The organism is Metabacillus sp. 84 (assembly GCF_050107715.1).
GTDB lineage: Bacteria > Bacillota > Bacilli > Bacillales > Bacillaceae > Metabacillus_B.
The window spans coordinates 128,515-146,760 of the sequence record NZ_JBNILN010000004.1 but is presented as its reverse complement, the minus strand read 5'-3'; the positions used below and the strand labels follow the sequence as shown (position 1 = coordinate 146,760).

The following is an 18,246-nucleotide window of genomic DNA, read 5'->3' as shown; positions in this document are numbered from 1 at the left end:
ACCCCGGCAAAGCTTGAGCCGTAACGGGCGCTTGCGCTTTTATTCCGTTAATGTGAACTTTCCTGTATATACAAGGAGGAAGAGAATGAGTAAAAAAGTAACCGATACAGTAAGCGAATTAGCCGTTCCGATCCTTGAAGAACTGGATTTGGAATTAGTCGATGTCGAGTACGTCAAAGAAGGGAAAAATTGGTTCCTGCGCGTATATATAGATTCAGAAGGCGGAGTGGATATTGAAGAATGCGGGCTGGTGAGTGAACGTTTGGGAGAAAAACTCGACGAAGTGGATCCCATCACCCATAATTACTTTCTTGAGGTTTCGTCACCCGGTGCAGAACGGCCGCTGAAGAAAACCACTGATTTTCATAAGGCAGCCGGAAAGAACGTCCACATCAAAACGTATGAACCTATCGATGGGGAAAAAGTTTTTGAAGGAATTCTCCAATCTTTTGACGGACATAGTCTAACTGTATTAATTACCGTGAAAACAAGGAAAAAAGAAATGGTCATTCCGTTCGATAAAGTTGCCAGCGCCAGATTGGCCGTATCGTTCAATTTTTAATGGCCCGCAGAATGAGAATATAACCGGACTCAGAGCCTGCCGGTGAAGATTAAAGGGGGAAGTTGGAATAATGAGCAGTGAACTTTTAGATGCCCTTACGATACTTGAAAGAGAAAAAGGGATTAGTAAAGAAATTATTATAGAAGCGATTGAAGCTGCTTTAATTTCTGCATACAAGCGGAACTTTAACCAAGCTCAAAACGTCCGTGTGGATCTAAACCGTGATACAGGTACCATGAGGGTTTTTGCCCGAAAAGATGTAGTGGACCAGGTTTTTGATCCCCGTCTGGAGATATCTGAAGGCGAAGCGCAGTCGATTCATCCGAATTACATAGTTGGAGACGTAGTGGAGATGGAAGTTACACCTAAAGATTTCGGCAGAATCGCTGCCCAGACGGCTAAGCAGGTTGTAACCCAGCGTGTCCGTGAGGCTGAACGCGGCGTCATCTATTCTGAATTTATTGACCGCGAAGAAGATATTATGACAGGTATTGTCCAGCGTATTGATTCAAAGTTTATTTATGTGAGTCTTGGAAAAATAGAAGCTCTTCTCCCGGTTAACGAACAAATGCCGAATGAACAGTATAAGCCTCATGACCGGATTAAAGTTTTTATTACAAAGGTAGAAAAGACAACAAAAGGTCCTCAGATCTTTGTTTCCAGAACACATCCGGGACTTCTCAAGCGCCTTTTTGAAATTGAGGTTCCTGAAATCTATGATGGTACAGTCGAAATTAAATCGGTAGCACGGGAAGCGGGGGACCGCTCCAAGATCTCTGTTCACTCCGACAATCCTGAAGTGGATCCGGTTGGCTCATGTGTAGGACCTAAAGGGCAGCGGGTTCAGGCCATCGTAAACGAGCTGAAGGGCGAGAAGATTGACATTGTCCGCTGGTCCAGCGATCCCGTAGAATTTGTCGCAAATGCATTAAGTCCTTCCAAAGTGGTTGAAGTGAAGGTTAATGAAGAAGATAAAGCGACAACCGTCATCGTTCCTGATTATCAGCTATCTCTTGCGATCGGCAAGAGAGGTCAGAATGCAAGGCTTGCCGCTAAACTTACGAACTGGAAAATCGATATTAAAAGTGAATCTGATGCAGCAAAGCTCGGTTTGCTGAATGAGAATGCTGATAAACCGGATGAAGCTGAATATGAGCTTCAGGATGATTTTCAAGACGAGTAAGAGGTGAACCGGATGAATCCAGGAAGAAAAATCCCTTTGCGCAAATGCGTTGCAACCGGTGAAATGAAGCCGAAAAAAGAAATGGTCCGCGTAGTCCGCTCCTCGGAAGGCGAAGTATCAGTTGATCCAACCGGGAGAAAAAACGGCCGCGGTGCTTATATAACGTTGGATAAAGAATCTATTTTACTGGCCCAAAAGAAGAATATCTTATCCAATCAGCTGAAAACAAAAGTAGAGGATTCTGTTTATGAAGAACTGATTTCACTCGCTGAGAGCAAAAAGCGATGAATCAGCCGAAATGGAAATCTCTGCTTGGATTGGCCAATCGAGCACGCAAAGTCATTTCCGGCGAGGAACTCGTTATTAAAGAGGTTCGTCACAGCCGGGCAAAACTAGTTCTGCTCTCCAAAGATGCATCCGATAACACAAGGAAAAAAGTGATGGATAAATGCCGCACATACAACACTCCAGTCGTGCATGTTGAAAGCAGATATGAGCTTGGACATGCAATTGGCAAGGATGCAAGAGTAGTAGCAGCTGTTTTAGAACAGGGATTTGCTGCGAAGCTGAAGGACTTGCTCGATTAAATTTTTTGGGGGTGAACACATGACAAAAGTGAGAGTATATGAATACGCAAAACAGCATAATGTGTCAAGCAAAGAAGTCATTTCAGCTTTAAAAGAAATCAACGTGGAAGTGTCCAACCACATGGCAATGCTCGAAGATGCACATGTGGGGAAATTAAATCAAAAATTTTCTGCCGGCAGCACGCCGAAAAATCAAGGATCGGCACCTAAACCTGCCGGAAAGGGGAATGCAGCCATTAATTCTCAAGGAAGCGGTGGACAATCCGCATCAATGAAAAAAACATCATCCAATAATCAAAGCCGTCCTTCTTCCGATCAACGGAAAAACACCCAGCAGCGCCCTGGTGATAAAAAGGGACCGCAGAGCGGAAGGAATAACAGCATGAATCAAAACAATAACAGAAGAAATACCAGCGGCGGCCAGAAAAAAGGCGGCAGCCGAAACAGCAATCAGCGCCCGCAGACTCACCATCAGCCGGAAAAACCGAAAAAAGAGCTGCCAAGCAAAATTACCTTTACAGGTTCACTCACAGTCGGTGAGCTTGCATCCAAGCTGTACAAAGAGCCATCTGAAATTATTAAAAAGCTCTTGATGCTTGGTGTTATGGCAACCATTAATCAGGATCTTGATAAAGATACAATTGAGTTAATCGCAGGGGAATACGGGGTAGAAGTCGAAGAAGAGATTCTTTTTGATGTTACCGAGTTTGAAGGGTATGATCAAACGGATAATGAAGCTGACCACACAATCCGTCCGCCTGTAGTTACAATTATGGGTCACGTTGACCACGGTAAAACGACTCTTCTTGATTCCATCCGGAACACGAAAGTGACAGAAGGTGAAGCTGGCGGTATTACCCAGCATATCGGTGCCTACCAGGTAGAAGTCAACGATCGCAAAATTACTTTCCTTGATACTCCGGGACATGCCGCATTCACAACGATGCGTGCGCGGGGAGCGCAGGTAACAGACATTACCATTCTTGTTGTTGCAGCAGATGACGGCGTTATGCCGCAGACTGTAGAAGCCATCAACCACGCTAAAGCTGCAGAGGTCCCAATCATTGTCGCCGTTAATAAAATGGATAAACCGAGTGCGAATCCGGACCGGGTGATGCAGGAGCTGACAGAGCATAATCTTGTTCCGGAAAGCTGGGGAGGCGAAACGATCTTTGTTCCGGTTTCTGCTTTAAAAGGAGACGGCATTGATGAACTGCTTGAAATGATTCTTCTTGTCAGTGAAGTCGAAGAGCTGAAAGCAAATCCGAAGCTGCGTGCAACGGGTACGGTTATAGAAGCTCAGCTTGATAAAGGGCGCGGATCGGTAGCCACTCTTTTAGTTCAAAATGGATCTTTAAAAGTTGGGGACCCTATAGTTGTCGGAAATACTTTTGGCCGTGTTCGCGCCATGGTTAACGACATCGGTCGCCGTGTAAAAGAAGTCGGCCCTTCTGCCCCTGTCGAGATAACAGGACTGAACGATGTTCCTCAAGCAGGAGATCAGTTCATGGTTTTCGCTGACGAGAAGAAAGCGCGCCAGGTTGGGGAAGCACGAGCTCAAAAACAGCAGGTTGAACAGCGCGGCGAAAAATCCAAACTGAGTCTTGATGATTTGTTCGAACAGATCAAACAAGGCGATGTGAAGGACATCAATTTGATTGTAAAAGCAGACGTTCAAGGTTCTGTCGAAGCACTTGCTTCTGCCCTGCAGAAGATTGAAGTTGAAGGTGTAAAAGTTAAAATCATCCATACAGGCGTTGGAGCCATCACGGAATATGATATTATGCTTGCATCTGCTTCAAACGGAATCGTCATCGGATTTAACGTCCGTCCCGACTCAAACGCGAAGAGAGCAGCCGATGCAGAAAAGGTAGACATTCGCCTTCACCGCATCATCTACAAAGTTATAGAAGAGATTGAGTCCGCTATGAAGGGGATGCTTGATCCTGAATTTGAAGAAAAAATCATCGGTCAGGTTGAAGTGCGCCAGACGTTTAAAGTATCAAAAATTGGAACCATTGCAGGAGGCTACGTTACAGACGGAAAAATCACCCGCGAGAGCGGAATGCGTCTGATCCGTGAGGGAATTGTGATTTTCGAAGGGGATGTCGATGTTCTCAAACGATTCAAGGATGATGTGAAAGAAGTCTCACAAGGCTACGAATGCGGGATTACAATTAAAAATTTCAATGATATTAAAGAAGGCGACATTATTGAAGCCTATGTTATGCAGGAAATCGAGCGCAAGTGATTGGCCGCGTCCACTGTGAATGGATGATTTATGACTCCTTTTCCCTTAAGGACAAACGATCTGTTATGAAACGGATCATAACCAGAGTGAAGCAGCAATATAACGTTGCTGTCTCCGAGCTTGATTATCAGGATTCATGGCAAAGAGCAGGAATTGGCATTGTCACGATTTCTTCTGATAAATCACAGGCTGAGAAAGAGCTGAACAGGGTTCTTGCGTTTATCGACTCCTTTCCGGAAATAGAAAGAACTTTAACCGAATTTGAATGGTTATAAGGATGGAGTGAAATTATGAGCATCAGATCAACTCGTGTCGGTGAGCAGATGAAAAAGGAATTAAGTGAAATCATCGGCAGAAAAATAAAAGATCCGAGAATTGGATTTGTAACGGTTACGGATGTCCGCGTTTCCGGAGATTTGCAAATTGCCAAGGTTTACATCTCTGTACTGGGAGATGAAGAGCAGCGCGAAAGCACACTCAAAGGCCTCGCGAAAGCAAAAGGCTTTATCCGCTCAGAAATCGGACAGCGGATCCGTCTTAGAAAAACACCGGAAATTCAGTTTGAATTCGATGAATCCATCGATTATGGAAACCGGATTGAAACGCTAATACACGAAATCAATCATTCCGATACCGACCGGGAGGATTGACCGGAAAAGGATGGCCTGCACGGATTTTTCTCCTCTCTTACCTGCGGGGGCACATGATGTGCTCTCCAAGAGGGGGCAAAAGAATCTTCCTGCATAAGCCATCCTTTTTTTGCTGAATGAAACCGCGGCCGGAAAAGCCCGCCCTGTTCTTAATTCTGTCCAGCAGCCTTATAGGAAAGCGGCATTCACCCTCTACTAATAAGTTCAAATCATTATCCGAAAGCAGGTGCTCGTATGGAAGGCGTATTGCTTGTAAACAAGCCGGCGGGAATGACCTCCCATGATTGTGTATTCAAGACCAGGAAGCTATTTAAAACAAAAAAAGCGGGGCATACAGGAACACTTGATCCCGATGTCACCGGCGTTCTCCCGATTTGTCTTGGACGGGCTACGAAAATTGTGGAATACTTAACTGCGTCCAGCAAAACGTATGAAGCCGAAGTAACACTCGGAATATCCACAGCAACTGAAGATGCTTCCGGAGAGATCATTGATCAGCAGGAGCTTTCAGAGAAACCGGATGAATCAATCATTGATGAGCTGCTTGCTGGAATGGAGGGGGAGCTCACCCAAACCCCGCCTATGTATTCAGCGGTAAAGGTAAACGGGAAAAAGCTCTATGAATACGCAAGAAAAGGCATGGAAATAGAACGTCCTTCCCGGACCGTCAAAATTCATTCAATCGAAAGAATTTCCAGCGTTGTGATGAGAGAAACATCGGCTTCGTTCAAGTTCAGGGTACATTGTTCAAAGGGAACGTATGTGAGGACACTTGCTGTTATGATTGGAGAAAAGCTTGGCCTCCCTGCACATATGTCCTATCTCATCAGAACCCAATCCGGGCAGTTTTCTCTTTCGCAATGCATGACATTTGAGCAAATCGAGCAGCGGCTCGCAGATGAAACGCTTCGTCTGATCCCGATATCTGAGGCGCTCAATCATTTGCCGAAATGGGTAATAAATGATACATTAGCAGAGAAAGTGAAAAATGGTGCGGTACTTCCAGTGCCGGAGCCATTTAAGGATGCAGACCCGGACGCAAGAATTACCGTTTATGATGAACAGGGTACTTGCCTTGCGATTTATCAAAAGCATCCATCTAAACCATCCTTTAAGCCTGCAAAGGTTTTATTTATTGACTAATCATTCGCGGCCGGCTACTGGCGGCTATAAGAAAAGGTGAAGGATTTCGTGCAAACGTATAAGATCTCGCATCCGCATCAGCTAAAGAAAGCAGATTTGAATAAGATGGTGCTCGCTCTCGGTTATTTTGACGGAGTACATAAAGGGCATCAGGCTGTGATGAAAACAGCTGCCGATGCAGCTGCGGAAATGGGAATCTCCTGGGGTGTCATGACCTTTCATCCGCATCCATCCGTCGTACTCAGAAAACAAAAGGTTTCTGAGGCGATTACTCCGCTTGAGGATAAAATCGAGATGATTGAAAAGCTGGGGGCCGATTATCTGTTTGTTGTGGAATTTACAGAAGCGTTTGCGGCATTAGAGCCGCAGGAATTCGTGGACGAATACATAATCGGCCTTCATGTCCAGCACGTGGTGGCTGGCTTTGATTTCAGCTACGGAAAGCTTGGCAAAGGGACAATGGAGACCCTTCCATTTCACTCAAGGGGGCAATTCAGCCAGACAACCGTGCCTAAGCAGAAGCATTCTGACCGGAAGATCAGTTCCACGCTTATCCGGGAAGTGATCCGGAATGGAAATGTTGAATATGCCGCGATGCTTTTAGGAAGGCCATACTCGGGCAGAGGGACGGTCATACATGGGGATAAAAGAGGCAGGACAATCGGGTTCCCGACCGCTAATATCCTCTTGCACGATTATTACATTTCCCCTCCGACCGGCGTGTATGCTGTAGCGGTTAAAATTGGCGGGCAGCTCTATAACGGGGTATGCAATATTGGCTATAAGCCGACTTTTCATAAAGACAAGGCCCCGAAACCGAGTGTCGAAGTCCACATCTTTGATTTTAATCGGGAAATCTACGGGGTAAATGCAGAAGTTTACTGGTATAATAGGATAAGAAGCGAGCAAAAATTTAATTCTGCTGAAGAATTAATCGAACAAATTGCAAAAGACAAGCAGGCAGCGGAAGAATATTTTCGAACCTGCTGACAATTCCCTTGCTTTTTATCTTAAATCATAGTATTCTTATGCTTGTAACTTTAAAACCATTGCGTGGCAAGTCGAGTCACCGACGCTTGCTGGGTAATCGGGGATTATAAGAAATTAGGAGGTGAACAGGATGGCTATCACTCAAGAACGCAAAAACGATCTGATCAATGAGTACAGAACTCATGATACGGATACTGGATCTCCAGAGGTCCAAATTGCTATCCTTACTGAACAGATTAACACATTGAACGATCACTTACGCACACACAAAAAAGACCACCACTCACGTCGCGGTCTATTGAAAATGGTAGGTAAACGCCGTAACTTGCTTACTTACCTGCGTAATAAAGATGTAACTCGTTACCGCGAGTTGATCACGAAGCTGGGATTACGCCGTTAATCTCAAAAAAGCGGGAGCATTCCCGCTTTTTTAATGCAAAAGAAAGAAAAGGATCCACATAACAGGATCTTCGGAAAAACGGTGTCCAGCCATGGGCCGGAGGAATCTGTCTCTAGCAGGCGCCGCTTTCCGATTCTTTTTGAATACAGCTATTTACATATAGACGTATCATTGATATGTTCATATTAATTAGTCCATACTAATAAATAATGGTTCATTATTACATATGAAGAGTTAGAGAGGAGCACACGCATTTATGGGTCAAGATAAGCATGTCTTTTCCATTGATTGGGCAGGCAGAACGCTGACTGTTGAAGCCGGCCAGCTGGCTAAGCAAGCAAACGGGGCAGTTCTGATTCGCTACGGCGATACAGCTGTATTAAGCACGGCAACGGCTTCCAAGGAACCGAAAGCGGTCGATTTCTTTCCGCTGACTGTTAACTATGAAGAGCGTTTATATGCAGTAGGTAAAATCCCGGGAGGATTTATTAAAAGGGAAGGAAGACCCAGTGAAAAAGCAATCCTGGCCAGCCGGCTGATTGACCGTCCGATTCGTCCGCTGTTTGCTGACGGATTCAGAAATGATGTGCAAGTCATCAGCATCGTGATGAGTGTGGATCAGAATTGTTCTTCTGAGATGGCAGCAATGTTTGGTTCTTCCCTCGCTTTGACGATTTCCGATATTCCGTTCGAAGGCCCGATTGCCGGTGTTACAGTTGGAAGAATCAATAATGAATTTGTTGTAAATCCAACGGTCGAGCAGATGGAAAAGAGCGATATCAATCTCGTAGTAGCCGGAACAAAAGACGCCATCAACATGGTAGAAGCAGGAGCTGACGAAGTGCCTGAAGAAACCATGCTTGAAGCAATCATGTTCGGACACGAAGAAATTAAGCGCCTGATTGCATTTCAAGAAGAAATCGCCTCTCAAATTGCCAAAGAAAAGATTGAAATCAAACTTTTCTCTCTTAATGAAGAAATAGAGCAAAATATCCGGAACGCTGCTGGAGCAGACTTGAACCAGGCGATTCAGGTTCAGGAGAAGCATGCGCGCGAAGATGCCATTCAAGCTGTTAAAAAGCGTGTAATGGAAAGCTATGAAGAGCAGGAAGCGGATGAAGAGACACTTAAACAGGTCAAAGAAATTCTTTCCAAGATGGTTAAGGGTGAAGTGCGCCGTTTGATTACCGAGGAAAAAATCCGTCCTGATGGACGGAAACCGGACGAGATCCGTCCTCTTTCTTCTAGTGTAGGACTGCTTTCGAGAACGCACGGTTCCGGCCTGTTTACCCGGGGGCAAACTCAGGCACTCAGCATTTGTACGCTTGGGGCACTTGGTGATGTTCAAATCCTGGATGGTTTAGGAATCGAAGAATCCAAGCGCTTTATGCATCATTATAACTTCCCGTCCTTCTCCGTTGGAGAAACAGGGCCGCTCAGAGGACCTGGACGCCGGGAAATTGGGCATGGAGCACTGGGGGAACGCGCACTTGAACCAATCATTCCTTCTGAAAAGGATTTCCCTTATACAGTCCGCCTTGTTTCTGAAGTTCTTGAATCCAACGGTTCAACTTCCCAAGCCAGTATTTGTGCAAGCACCCTCGCTATGATGGATGCAGGTGTTCCGATAAAAGCTCCTGTAGCAGGAATTGCAATGGGACTTGTTAAAACGGGTGAACACTACTCTGTCCTGACAGATATTCAAGGAATGGAAGATCACCTTGGAGACATGGACTTTAAAGTAGCGGGTACATCAAAAGGTGTAACAGCTCTTCAAATGGATATTAAAATCGAAGGTTTATCTCGTGAAATTCTTGAAGAAGCACTCCTTCAGGCGAAACGCGGCCGTATGGAAATTCTTGATTCTATGCTTGCTACTATCAGCGAACCTAGAAACGAGCTGTCCCCATACGCTCCTAAAATTATGATGATGTCGATCAATCCGGATAAAATCCGCGACGTAATTGGACCAAGCGGAAAGCAAATCAACAAAATCATTGAAGAAACTGGCGTAAAAATTGATATTGAGCAAGACGGTACAGTCTTTATTTCATCTGTTGACGAGGCAATGAATCAAAAAGCGAAGAGCATTATTGAGGATCTTGTCCGCGAAGTTGAAGTTGGACAAATGTACCTTGGTAAAGTTAAGCGCATTGAAAAATTCGGTGCATTCGTAGAAATATTCAGTGGAAAAGACGGGCTTGTTCATATTTCCGAGCTCGCTGAAGAGCGAATCGGCAAAGTAGAAGACGTGGTTTCCATTGGAGATGAGATTATGGTCAAGGTCACTGAAATTGACAAGCAGGGCCGAGTCAATCTTTCGCGAAAAGCTGTCCTCAAAGAGCAAAAAGAGGAACAAAATTCGTAAAACCATTGAAGCCAGGGCAACCCGGCTTCTTTGTTTTTTACACGCTTTAGCCTTTTAAAGTGAGCATCAGCAGATACCCGGTGCAGGATTTCAAGGATTGTCCGCATTCGTTGAAGACATCGTTCTACCTTGTCCCCTTATTACATATTTTGATACAAAAGGGGGAAAGGTAAATGCGAGGAATCAGAATGAAATTTGCTGTGACCATTTTGCTCATGATCATCACCGCCGGAGTGATGCAAAATTCTTATATATCTACCTATGTGCTGGAGTTAAAATCGGCGGATGTAGAAGCAGTTAAACCTGCCGGAGGGATTTGCGAGGAAATAAAAACGAAATCAATTGAATACAGCGTGCCGGCTAAAGACGCTGAGGTACATACAATCTGGAAGGCTACACCCGGATACAATGGCCGGGAAGTGGATCTTGAAGCATCCTGCACAAAAATGAACAAAATCGGCATGTTCAAGAAGGAGCTTCTCGTTTTCAGAGAAACAAAACCAAAGGTGCATCTATCCGATCTGCCGCCAGCCCCTATTTACAGGGGGAACCCTGAAAAGCCAATGGTTTCTTTGGCGGTGAATGTGGCATGGGGAAATGAGTATTTGCCAAAGATGCTGGATGTGCTTGAAAAACATCATGCAAAGGCTACTTTTTTCCTGGAAGGCAGATGGGCAAAAGAGAATCCCAAGCTTGCAAAAATGATTGCGGAAGCAGGACATGAAATCGGAAACCATTCTTATACTCATCCGGATATGAAAAAGCTCTCGAATGAACGGGCAGCCATACAGATGAAACAGACCAATGAAGTGATTAAAGCGGTCACAGACCGCAATGTCCGTTGGTTTGCACCGCCGAGCGGAAGCTTTTCGGATGAGACCGTGAAGGTAGCTTCCAGTTTGGGAATGAGGACGGTTTTATGGAGTGTTGATACAATAGATTGGCAAAATCCTGCTCCAGAGCAGCTGATTCAGCGAGTAATGAATAAAGTGCACCGCGGGGCTATTGTTTTGATGCATCCGACCAAGCCTTCAGCAGAAGCGCTTGACCAGATAATATCCCGGATCAATGAGCAAGATCTTTCACTCGGAACAATCTCCATGCTCATGGATGAATCCAGGTCTGAAGGAAGCCGTTAGATGCAGAGAATCAGAGGCAGATAGGAGGAATAAAATTGATTAAACGGTATACATGCCAAAACGGGGTAAGAATTGTACTTGAAAATATCCCCACTGTGCGCTCAGTCGCATTAGGGGTTTGGATAGGAACGGGTTCAAGAAGTGAATCTCCTCAAATTAATGGGGTTTCCCATTTTTTAGAGCATATGTTCTTTAAAGGGACAGAAACGAGATCGGCCAGAGATATTGCCGAAGCGTTTGACAGCATCGGCGGACAAGTCAATGCGTTTACTTCCAAGGAGTACACCTGTTATTACGCAAAAGTGCTGGACGAGCACGCAGGAATGGCTCTTGATATATTATCTGATATGTTTTTTAACTCCGCTTTTGATGAAGAGGAGCTGAAAAAAGAAAAGAATGTAGTCTATGAAGAAATTAAAATGTATGAAGACACACCGGATGATTTGGTTCATGACTTGCTCAGCAAGGCAGCGTATGGCAGCCATCCGCTCGGCTATCCGATTCTTGGTACGGAAGATACGCTCTCTTCATTTAACGGAGACTCGCTGAGAGAATACATGTCCCGTTTTTATATTCCTGAAAACATTGTAATTTCTGTTGCAGGAAATATCACAGAATCATTTATTTCAGAAATTGAAGAGAAATTCGGATTTTATGAATCCCCTCATAAACCGGAAGCTTTTGAGAAACCCATTTTTATGAATCAAAAGCTTTCCCGGAAAAAAGAAACAGAGCAGGCGCACCTTTGTCTTGGGTACGAAGGTCTTGAAATCGGCCATGATGATGTTTACAGCCTGATTGTGATGAACAACGTTCTCGGCGGCAGCATGAGCAGCCGTTTATTCCAGGACGTCAGAGAGCAGAAAGGCTTGGCGTATTCTGTATTTTCGTACCACTCTTCCTACGCGGACAGCGGCATGCTGACGATATACGGAGGCACAGGAAGCAGCCAGCTGGATGTATTATACGACACCATCCAGGAAACTTTAAGCACATTAAAAGCAGACGGGATTACAGCAAAAGAGCTGATGAACAGCAAAGAGCAGATTAAAGGGAATCTGATGCTGAGCCTTGAAAGCACAAACAGCAGGATGAGCCGGAACGGCAAAAATGAACTTTTGCTTGGAAGACACCGGTCATTGGACGAAATGATTGAGAAAATCAATGAAGTAACGGAAGAAAGTGTGAACAGGCTGACAACGGATATTTTCAGCCGCCCATATTCTCTTTCGCTGATCAGCCCTGACGGAGATTTGCCGGAAAGCCTAAAAAAATAAGCAAGCTGCGAAAGACAATTCTTACATTTTCGATCAGGCAGCAGCCTGGGATATTGAAGCAAGGTTAGACTTCAGGACCCCTATTATTCAGACCGGACGCATAAAGCGTCCGGTTTTTTGTTTTTAATAATTATATTATGTAAACAGAAAACCTGATTATTATCATGCACACTGAGGTATTTTCTTTAGCTCGGGATTATACATATAGGGTAAGGAGTGATGACGATGAGACTGAGTGATATGAGCGGCAAAGAAATCGTTGATGTGAAAAGAGCAGAAAGGCTTGGCATTCTCGGGCAAACGGATTTAGAGATTAATGAACAAACAGGACAGATTACAGCACTGGTGATCCCTTCCCAAAAATGGTTTGGCATGCGCAAGCAGGGAGCAGAAGTGAAAGTCCCATGGCAGCATATAAAAAAAATCGGGAATGATATGATCATCCTGGATGTTCCGGATTCTGAAATTGCCCAATTAAATGCCCCGAGCGAATGACCTTGTCATCGCTTTTTTTTTTTGCCTCCTTTATGCTGAATTGAATCAAAAATATGCTCCAGGTGTTTTGAAATAAGCATAAACATTCACCCGGCCCCTATCCCTCTCATATACTGTGAGCGCAAGTAATTTATTAAATGATCAGCAGGCGCATTACATGGTTCTGCAGGAACTGCAAAATATCAACACCAGAACAAGATGAAGAAGGTGACAAGACCTTATGTTAACCGGCTTAAATATTGCTGTCATCGGCGGTGATGCAAGACAGCTTGAAGTCATAAGAAAACTTACGGAGCTCGGGGCGAAAATTTGGATGGCTGGCTTTGATCAGCTTGATCATGGTTTTGCTGGCGCAGCTAAAGCGAAAATGGATGAAATTGACTTTTCTGTGATTGACGCTGTTATTCTTCCCGTACCAGGGACAACAATGAATGGGACTGTCGATACAGTGTTTTCTAATGAAGAAATTGTACTCACAGATGCTTGGATTCGCCAAACTCCTGAGAAAGCGGTTGTCTATTCCGGGATCAGCAACGCTTTTTTAGACCAGCTCCTGCAATCTGCCGGGCGAAAGCATGTTCAGCTATTTGAAAGAGATGATGTAGCAATCTATAATTCCATCCCGACTGCAGAAGGCACGATCATGATGGTCATTCAGAATACAGATTTTACGATTCATGGATCAAAGGTGAGTGTGCTGGGACTTGGACGGGTTGGCATGAGTGTGGCGCGCACCTTTGCCGGCCTTGGTGCAAAGGTTAAGGTGGGAGCGAGGAAATCCTCGCATCTGGCCCGCATAGAAGAAATGGGGCTCACTCCTTTCCACCTGAACCAGATTGCAGACGAAGTGTCAGGGTCGGACATTTGCATTAACACCATTCCCCATCTGATAGTGACGCCTGCCGTATTATCCGGACTGCCTTCCCATGCGCTTGTCGTTGATTTAGCTTCCAAGCCGGGCGGAACGGACTTTAAGTTTGCAGAAAAACGCGGCATCAAGGCTATGCTGGCTCCAGGTCTGCCTGGTATTGTAGCCCCTAAAACAGCCGGCCAGATTCTTGCGAATGTGTTAACCCAGCTGCTGGGTGAGCAGTTAAAAGAACGGAAGGAGTCCTCAACATGAATGTGAAAGGGAAAACGATCGGCTTTGGATTAACGGGCTCACACTGCACGTACGATGCTGTATTTCCTCAGATCCAAAAGCTGGTTGAACTAGGGGCGAATGTGCTTCCGGTTATAACGAATACGGTAAGATCAACAGTTACCCGTTTTGGAGACGGGGAAGACTGGGTTGCAAGAATTGAGGAAGCGACAGGGAGCAAGGCAATTGACACAATCGTTAAAGCCGAACCGCTTGGACCGAAAATTCCCCTCGATTGCATGGTCATAGCCCCATTAACCGGAAACACAATGAGCAAGCTTGCAAATGCGATGACGGAGTCTCCAGTATTGATGGCAGCGAAAGCGACGATGCGGAACAATAAGCCGGTCCTTCTCGGGATCTCAACAAATGATGCGCTAGGATTAAACGGCGTCAACCTGATGAGGCTTATGGGAGCAAAAAACGTCTTTTTTATCCCCTTTGGCCAGGATCATCCAGAGAAAAAGCCTAACTCCATGGTAGCAAGAATGCAAATGCTCGTTCCATCTGTTGAAGCAGCCCTCGAGCATAAACAGATTCAGCCGGTAATTGTTGAAAGATTCAGGGACGAAGAATAAAAGGGATTGCTCCAGCATTCAGGTAAAAAATTCGTTCACAAATTCAGCAATGTGTTAGAATATTATCTAACATCAATAGCACACACAAAGTTGATGAATGGATTGCGGAAGGGGTTATGGCAAATGAGCTCAAATGGATACCGTGTTGCAGTTATTGGCGCAACAGGTGCCGTAGGCCAGCAGATGCTGAAAACGCTGGAGGAACGTGATTTCCCGATATCAGAATTGAAATTACTCTCGTCAGAACGGTCGGCGGGCACAACCATTACGTTTAAAGGCAAGGCCTATACAGTAGAAGCAGCACAGCCTGAAAGCTTTGAAAATATTCAAATTGCTCTGTTTAGTGCAGGCGGCAGTGTTTCCAAAGAACTGGCTCCTGAAGCTGTGAAACGCGGAGCGATTGTTATAGACAATACAAGTGCATACCGCATGGATCCAAACGTACCGCTCGTGGTACCGGAAGTAAACGAAGATAAATTAAAAACTCATAACGGCATCATAGCCAATCCGAATTGTTCAACTATCCAGATGGTAGCTGCTTTAGAGCCGATCCGCAAGGCGTTTGGACTTAATAAAGTAGTCGTATCCACCTATCAGGCCGTTTCAGGCGCAGGATCAGCAGCGATTAACGAGCTCAATGATCAAACGCGGGCCATTTTGGACGGACAGGAATTTACGCCGTCTGTCCTGCCTGTGAATGGGGATGGAAAGCATTATCAAATCGCTTTTAATGCGATTCCTCAGATCGATAAATTCCAGGAAAACGGCTACACATTTGAAGAAATGAAAATGATTAATGAAACAAAGAAAATTATGGATATGCCTGAACTGGCTGTCGCAGCCACTTGTGTCAGGCTGCCGGTGGTTACGGGACATTCTGAATCGGTTTATATCGAAACTGGAAGCAGCGATGCAAGTGCGTCAGATCTTCAAAGACTCATGATGGAGGCTCCCGGCGTTACCCTTGAAGACAATCCAGCGGAACAGCTTTACCCGATGCCTGCAAATTGCGTCGGCAAAAATGATGTTTTTGTAGGCAGAATCCGAAAGGACCTGGATCAAAGCAACGGCTTCCATCTATGGATCGTTTCAGATAATCTGCTCAAAGGCGCAGCCTGGAACTCTGTACAGATTGCTGAAAGTCTTATTAAGCTTGATCTGGTTTGAAAGCCGGCAGCTGGCCTTACGAGCAAGGTTTTTACAGTTTGGCCGATAAAACCTGAACGTTAATTAAGCTTAAAACATAGCTGGTTAATAGGGAAGAGAGCTGGGCAGCTGTCCCTGCTCTCTTCTCATGTTTATCAGTGCGCAGGATACGAACAATCGAGGTGTAAAATATCATGAAAATTTTAGTTCAAAAATTCGGGGGCACTTCAGTAAAGGACCATGAAGGCCGTGATCAGGCATTCAGACACATAAGCCTCGCGATTGAGCAGGGATACAAAGTCGTCGTCGTAGTTTCGGCAATGGGACGCAGGGGCGATCCTTATGCCACAGATACTCTATTAAGCTTGCTGTACGGGGAAGCAGAAGATATTACCGGCAGAGAACACGACTTGCTGCTGTCCTGCGGAGAGACGATTTCCTCCGTCGTATTTTCGAGCATGCTGAAAAAGAGAGGCATTAAATCAGCAGCTCTAACGGGAGCTCAGGCAGGGTTTATCACGAACGGTGATCATACGAATGCGAAAATACTGGAAATGGACTGTTCCAGGCTTAAAGAAATACTGGAAACCTATGACGCAGCGGTTGTAGCCGGCTTTCAAGGAGCTTCGCAGAACGGTGACATAACGACGCTCGGACGCGGCGGAAGCGATACGTCAGCTGCAGCTCTCGGTGCGGCACTAAACGCTGAATATATTGACATTTTTACAGATGTGGAAGGGGTCATGACTGCAGACCCGAGAATAGTTGAAAGCGCCCGTCCATTAGTAAACGTCACCTATACAGAAATCTGCAACCTTGCCTACCAGGGTGCAAAGGTTATCCACCCGCGTGCTGTAGAAATTGCCATGCAGGCAAAAGTTCCAATCCGCATCCGAAGTACGTATTCGGATAAAGAAGGAACACTTGTCGCCTCCCAATCCGGAGCCTTAACCGGTGCAGATGTTGCCGAACAGCTCATTACGGGAATCGCTCACCTGGCCAATGTGAGCCAGATTAAAGTAGCGGCAAAACGGGGAGAATACCATACCCAGACAGATGTGTTCAAAGCGATGGCAAAAAACAGCATCAGTGTTGATTTCTTTAACATCACACCAAATGAAGTCGTTTATACGGTTCCAGGCGCGGTTACGAACAAAGCCGTTGAAATCCTGGAGTCAATGGGGTATCATCCAACTGTAACGCCAAAATGCGCGAAAGTTTCAGTTGTTGGTGCATCAATCATGGGAGTGCCCGGAGTTATGGCAACGATCGTGTCTTCCCTATCTGAAAAAGGAATCCAGATCCTCCAGTCAGCTGACAGCCATACGACGATATGGGTGCTGGTGAGCGAACAAAATATGATAGAGGCAGTAAATACGCTTCATGAAGCGTTCGATTTATCAAAGTAATGACGTACAGATGAAGGAGAATGCATATGGCACGTTTTGGAAGAGTATCCACGGCAATGGTGACGCCATTTGATTTTGCCGGCAACATAGATTTTAAAAAAACATCACAACTGATTGAATACTTAATTGCGAACGGGACCGATTCAATTGTCGTTGGAGGAACAACCGGAGAATCCCCGACACTGACTTTCGAAGAAAAAGCGGCTTTATTCAGCCATACCGTGAAAGAAGCTAACGGCAGAATTCCTGTTATCGCAGGTACAGGGAGCAACGATACAAGAGCATCCGTCGAATTGACAAAAAAAGCGGAAGAAGCAGGGGCCGACGCGGTCATGCTCGTCGCACCTTACTACAACAAGCCTTCTCAGGAGGGAATGTATCAGCATTTTAAAGCCATTGCCGCAAGCACAAAGCTTCCGGTAATGATATACAGTGTTCCAGGCAGAACGGCTGTAAAAATGACGGCTGAAACGATTATCCGCTTATCGGAAATCTCTAACATCGTTGCGGTAAAAGAAGCAAGCGGTGACCTGGAGCTAATCGCTGAAGTAATTGAAAACACAAGCGATGATTTTGATGTTTACTCCGGGGATGACAGTCTGACTCTGCCTGTCATGGCAATCGGAGGAACCGGAATCGTTTCTGTAGCTTCCCATGTAATCGGGAATGAAATGCAGAAAATGATAGAAGCTTATGCTCTTGGCAATGTAAAAGAAGCGGGCGCCATCCACCGCCGGATTCTCCCGGTTATGAACGAAATGTTTGCTGCACCAAGTCCTGCTCCGGTAAAAACCGCCCTTCAGTTAGCCGGCATTGATACTGGCTCCGTAAGGCTCCCGCTGCTTCCCCTATCTGAAGCAGAAAGAACCCGGCTCATGGGAGTAATGGCAAGTCTTCAGAAATCCTGAATCGCTTCATCATTCTAAA

Annotated in this window: 19 protein-coding genes; all 19 read left to right on the top strand. The window is 45.4% G+C overall.

Annotated elements, in window-relative coordinates:
* The first annotated feature begins 85 nt into the window (after positions 1-85).
* The 19 genes from rimP (at position 86) to dapA (ending at position 18,227) form a co-directional block, all read left to right on the top strand.
* Positions 86-562 (top strand): ribosome maturation factor RimP, encoded by a 477-nt coding sequence (rimP, locus tag ACQCV8_RS09685; protein ID WP_426844412.1) that lies wholly within the window; start codon positions 86-88, stop codon positions 560-562.
* Between the two features lie 70 nt (positions 563-632).
* A complete protein-coding gene (gene nusA / locus ACQCV8_RS09680; RefSeq protein WP_426844411.1) occupies positions 633-1,745 on the top strand; it encodes a transcription termination factor NusA in 1,113 nt (370 codons plus the stop codon).
* Between the two features lie 12 nt (positions 1,746-1,757).
* Positions 1,758-2,033, top strand: a complete 276-nt coding sequence (rnpM, locus tag ACQCV8_RS09675; RefSeq protein WP_426844410.1) for an RNase P modulator RnpM — start codon at positions 1,758-1,760, stop codon at positions 2,031-2,033.
* Positions 2,030-2,332: a YlxQ family RNA-binding protein gene (locus ACQCV8_RS09670; RefSeq protein WP_426844409.1), complete on the top strand. Its 303-nt coding sequence runs from the start codon at positions 2,030-2,032 to the stop codon at positions 2,330-2,332. The genes rnpM and ACQCV8_RS09670 overlap by 4 nt, the downstream gene beginning before the upstream one ends.
* A 19-nt stretch (positions 2,333-2,351) precedes the next feature.
* Positions 2,352-4,583 carry a translation initiation factor IF-2 gene (infB, locus tag ACQCV8_RS09665; RefSeq protein ID WP_426844408.1) on the top strand — a complete coding sequence of 744 codons (2,232 nt, stop codon included), beginning with the start codon at positions 2,352-2,354 and terminating at the stop codon, positions 4,581-4,583.
* Complete coding sequence (locus ACQCV8_RS09660; protein ID WP_426844407.1) at positions 4,580-4,858, top strand: DUF503 domain-containing protein; 279 nt, start codon at positions 4,580-4,582, stop codon at positions 4,856-4,858. Before infB ends, ACQCV8_RS09660 begins: the two co-directional genes overlap by 4 nt.
* A 15-nt stretch (positions 4,859-4,873) precedes the next feature.
* Positions 4,874-5,233: a 30S ribosome-binding factor RbfA gene (gene rbfA / locus ACQCV8_RS09655; protein ID WP_426844406.1), complete on the top strand. Its 360-nt coding sequence runs from the start codon at positions 4,874-4,876 to the stop codon at positions 5,231-5,233.
* Between the two features lie 234 nt (positions 5,234-5,467).
* Positions 5,468-6,376 (top strand): tRNA pseudouridine(55) synthase TruB, encoded by a 909-nt coding sequence (gene truB, locus ACQCV8_RS09650; protein ID WP_426844405.1) that lies wholly within the window; start codon positions 5,468-5,470, stop codon positions 6,374-6,376.
* Positions 6,377-6,424: 48 nt separating this feature from the next.
* Positions 6,425-7,366, top strand: a complete 942-nt coding sequence (gene ribF, locus ACQCV8_RS09645) for a bifunctional riboflavin kinase/FAD synthetase (protein ID WP_426844404.1) — start codon at positions 6,425-6,427, stop codon at positions 7,364-7,366.
* A gap of 130 nt (positions 7,367-7,496) precedes the next feature.
* Positions 7,497-7,766, top strand: coding sequence for a 30S ribosomal protein S15 (rpsO, locus tag ACQCV8_RS09640; protein WP_035411804.1), 270 nt, complete (start codon positions 7,497-7,499; stop codon positions 7,764-7,766).
* 256 nt (positions 7,767-8,022) lie between these two features.
* The gene (gene pnp / locus ACQCV8_RS09635) at positions 8,023-10,134 is read left to right on the top strand and encodes a polyribonucleotide nucleotidyltransferase (protein WP_426844403.1); all 2,112 of its coding nucleotides are present in this window, start codon (positions 8,023-8,025) and stop codon (positions 10,132-10,134) included.
* 173 nt (positions 10,135-10,307) lie between these two features.
* Positions 10,308-11,273, top strand: a complete 966-nt coding sequence (locus ACQCV8_RS09630; RefSeq protein ID WP_426844402.1) for a polysaccharide deacetylase family protein — start codon at positions 10,308-10,310, stop codon at positions 11,271-11,273.
* A 35-nt stretch (positions 11,274-11,308) separates the two neighbouring features.
* On the top strand, positions 11,309-12,550 hold the full coding sequence (locus tag ACQCV8_RS09625; protein WP_426844401.1) for a M16 family metallopeptidase: 1,242 nt from the start codon (positions 11,309-11,311) through the stop codon (positions 12,548-12,550).
* A gap of 225 nt (positions 12,551-12,775) precedes the next feature.
* Positions 12,776-13,045, top strand: a complete 270-nt coding sequence (locus tag ACQCV8_RS09620; RefSeq protein ID WP_426844400.1) for a YlmC/YmxH family sporulation protein — start codon at positions 12,776-12,778, stop codon at positions 13,043-13,045.
* 220 nt (positions 13,046-13,265) lie between these two features.
* On the top strand, positions 13,266-14,168 hold the full coding sequence (gene dpaA / locus ACQCV8_RS09615; protein WP_426844399.1) for a dipicolinic acid synthetase subunit A: 903 nt from the start codon (positions 13,266-13,268) through the stop codon (positions 14,166-14,168).
* Entirely contained in the window at positions 14,165-14,764 is a 600-nt protein-coding gene (dpaB, locus tag ACQCV8_RS09610) for a dipicolinate synthase subunit B (protein ID WP_426844398.1), read from the top strand. The genes dpaA and dpaB overlap by 4 nt, the downstream gene beginning before the upstream one ends.
* 123 nt (positions 14,765-14,887) lie before the next feature.
* Positions 14,888-15,931 carry an aspartate-semialdehyde dehydrogenase gene (gene asd / locus ACQCV8_RS09605; RefSeq protein ID WP_426844397.1) on the top strand — a complete coding sequence of 348 codons (1,044 nt, stop codon included), beginning with the start codon at positions 14,888-14,890 and terminating at the stop codon, positions 15,929-15,931.
* 173 nt (positions 15,932-16,104) lie between these two features.
* On the top strand, positions 16,105-17,319 hold the full coding sequence (dapG, locus tag ACQCV8_RS09600; protein WP_426844396.1) for an aspartate kinase: 1,215 nt from the start codon (positions 16,105-16,107) through the stop codon (positions 17,317-17,319).
* Between the two features lie 26 nt (positions 17,320-17,345).
* On the top strand, positions 17,346-18,227 hold the full coding sequence (gene dapA / locus ACQCV8_RS09595; protein WP_426844395.1) for a 4-hydroxy-tetrahydrodipicolinate synthase: 882 nt from the start codon (positions 17,346-17,348) through the stop codon (positions 18,225-18,227).
* Positions 18,228-18,246: the final 19 nt, after the last annotated feature.

Bases quoted from the DNA above. Each gene is read 5' to 3' on its own strand.
- rimP (WP_426844412.1), top strand. From the start codon at position 86: ATGAGTAAAAAAGTAACCGATACAGTAAGCGAATTAGCCGTTCCGATC.
- nusA (WP_426844411.1), top strand. From the start codon at position 633: ATGAGCAGTGAACTTTTAGATGCCCTTACGATACTTGAAAGAGAAAAA.
- rnpM (WP_426844410.1), top strand. From the start codon at position 1,758: ATGAATCCAGGAAGAAAAATCCCTTTGCGCAAATGCGTTGCAACCGGT.
- ACQCV8_RS09670 (WP_426844409.1), top strand. From the start codon at position 2,030: ATGAATCAGCCGAAATGGAAATCTCTGCTTGGATTGGCCAATCGAGCA.
- infB (WP_426844408.1), top strand. From the start codon at position 2,352: ATGACAAAAGTGAGAGTATATGAATACGCAAAACAGCATAATGTGTCA.
- rbfA (WP_426844406.1), top strand. From the start codon at position 4,874: ATGAGCATCAGATCAACTCGTGTCGGTGAGCAGATGAAAAAGGAATTA.
- truB (WP_426844405.1), top strand. From the start codon at position 5,468: ATGGAAGGCGTATTGCTTGTAAACAAGCCGGCGGGAATGACCTCCCAT.
- rpsO (WP_035411804.1), top strand. From the start codon at position 7,497: ATGGCTATCACTCAAGAACGCAAAAACGATCTGATCAATGAGTACAGA.
- pnp (WP_426844403.1), top strand. From the start codon at position 8,023: ATGGGTCAAGATAAGCATGTCTTTTCCATTGATTGGGCAGGCAGAACG.
- ACQCV8_RS09630 (WP_426844402.1), top strand. From the start codon at position 10,308: ATGCGAGGAATCAGAATGAAATTTGCTGTGACCATTTTGCTCATGATC.
- ACQCV8_RS09620 (WP_426844400.1), top strand. From the start codon at position 12,776: ATGAGACTGAGTGATATGAGCGGCAAAGAAATCGTTGATGTGAAAAGA.
- dpaA (WP_426844399.1), top strand. From the start codon at position 13,266: ATGTTAACCGGCTTAAATATTGCTGTCATCGGCGGTGATGCAAGACAG.
- dpaB (WP_426844398.1), top strand. From the start codon at position 14,165: ATGAATGTGAAAGGGAAAACGATCGGCTTTGGATTAACGGGCTCACAC.
- asd (WP_426844397.1), top strand. From the start codon at position 14,888: ATGAGCTCAAATGGATACCGTGTTGCAGTTATTGGCGCAACAGGTGCC.
- dapG (WP_426844396.1), top strand. From the start codon at position 16,105: ATGAAAATTTTAGTTCAAAAATTCGGGGGCACTTCAGTAAAGGACCAT.
- dapA (WP_426844395.1), top strand. From the start codon at position 17,346: ATGGCACGTTTTGGAAGAGTATCCACGGCAATGGTGACGCCATTTGAT.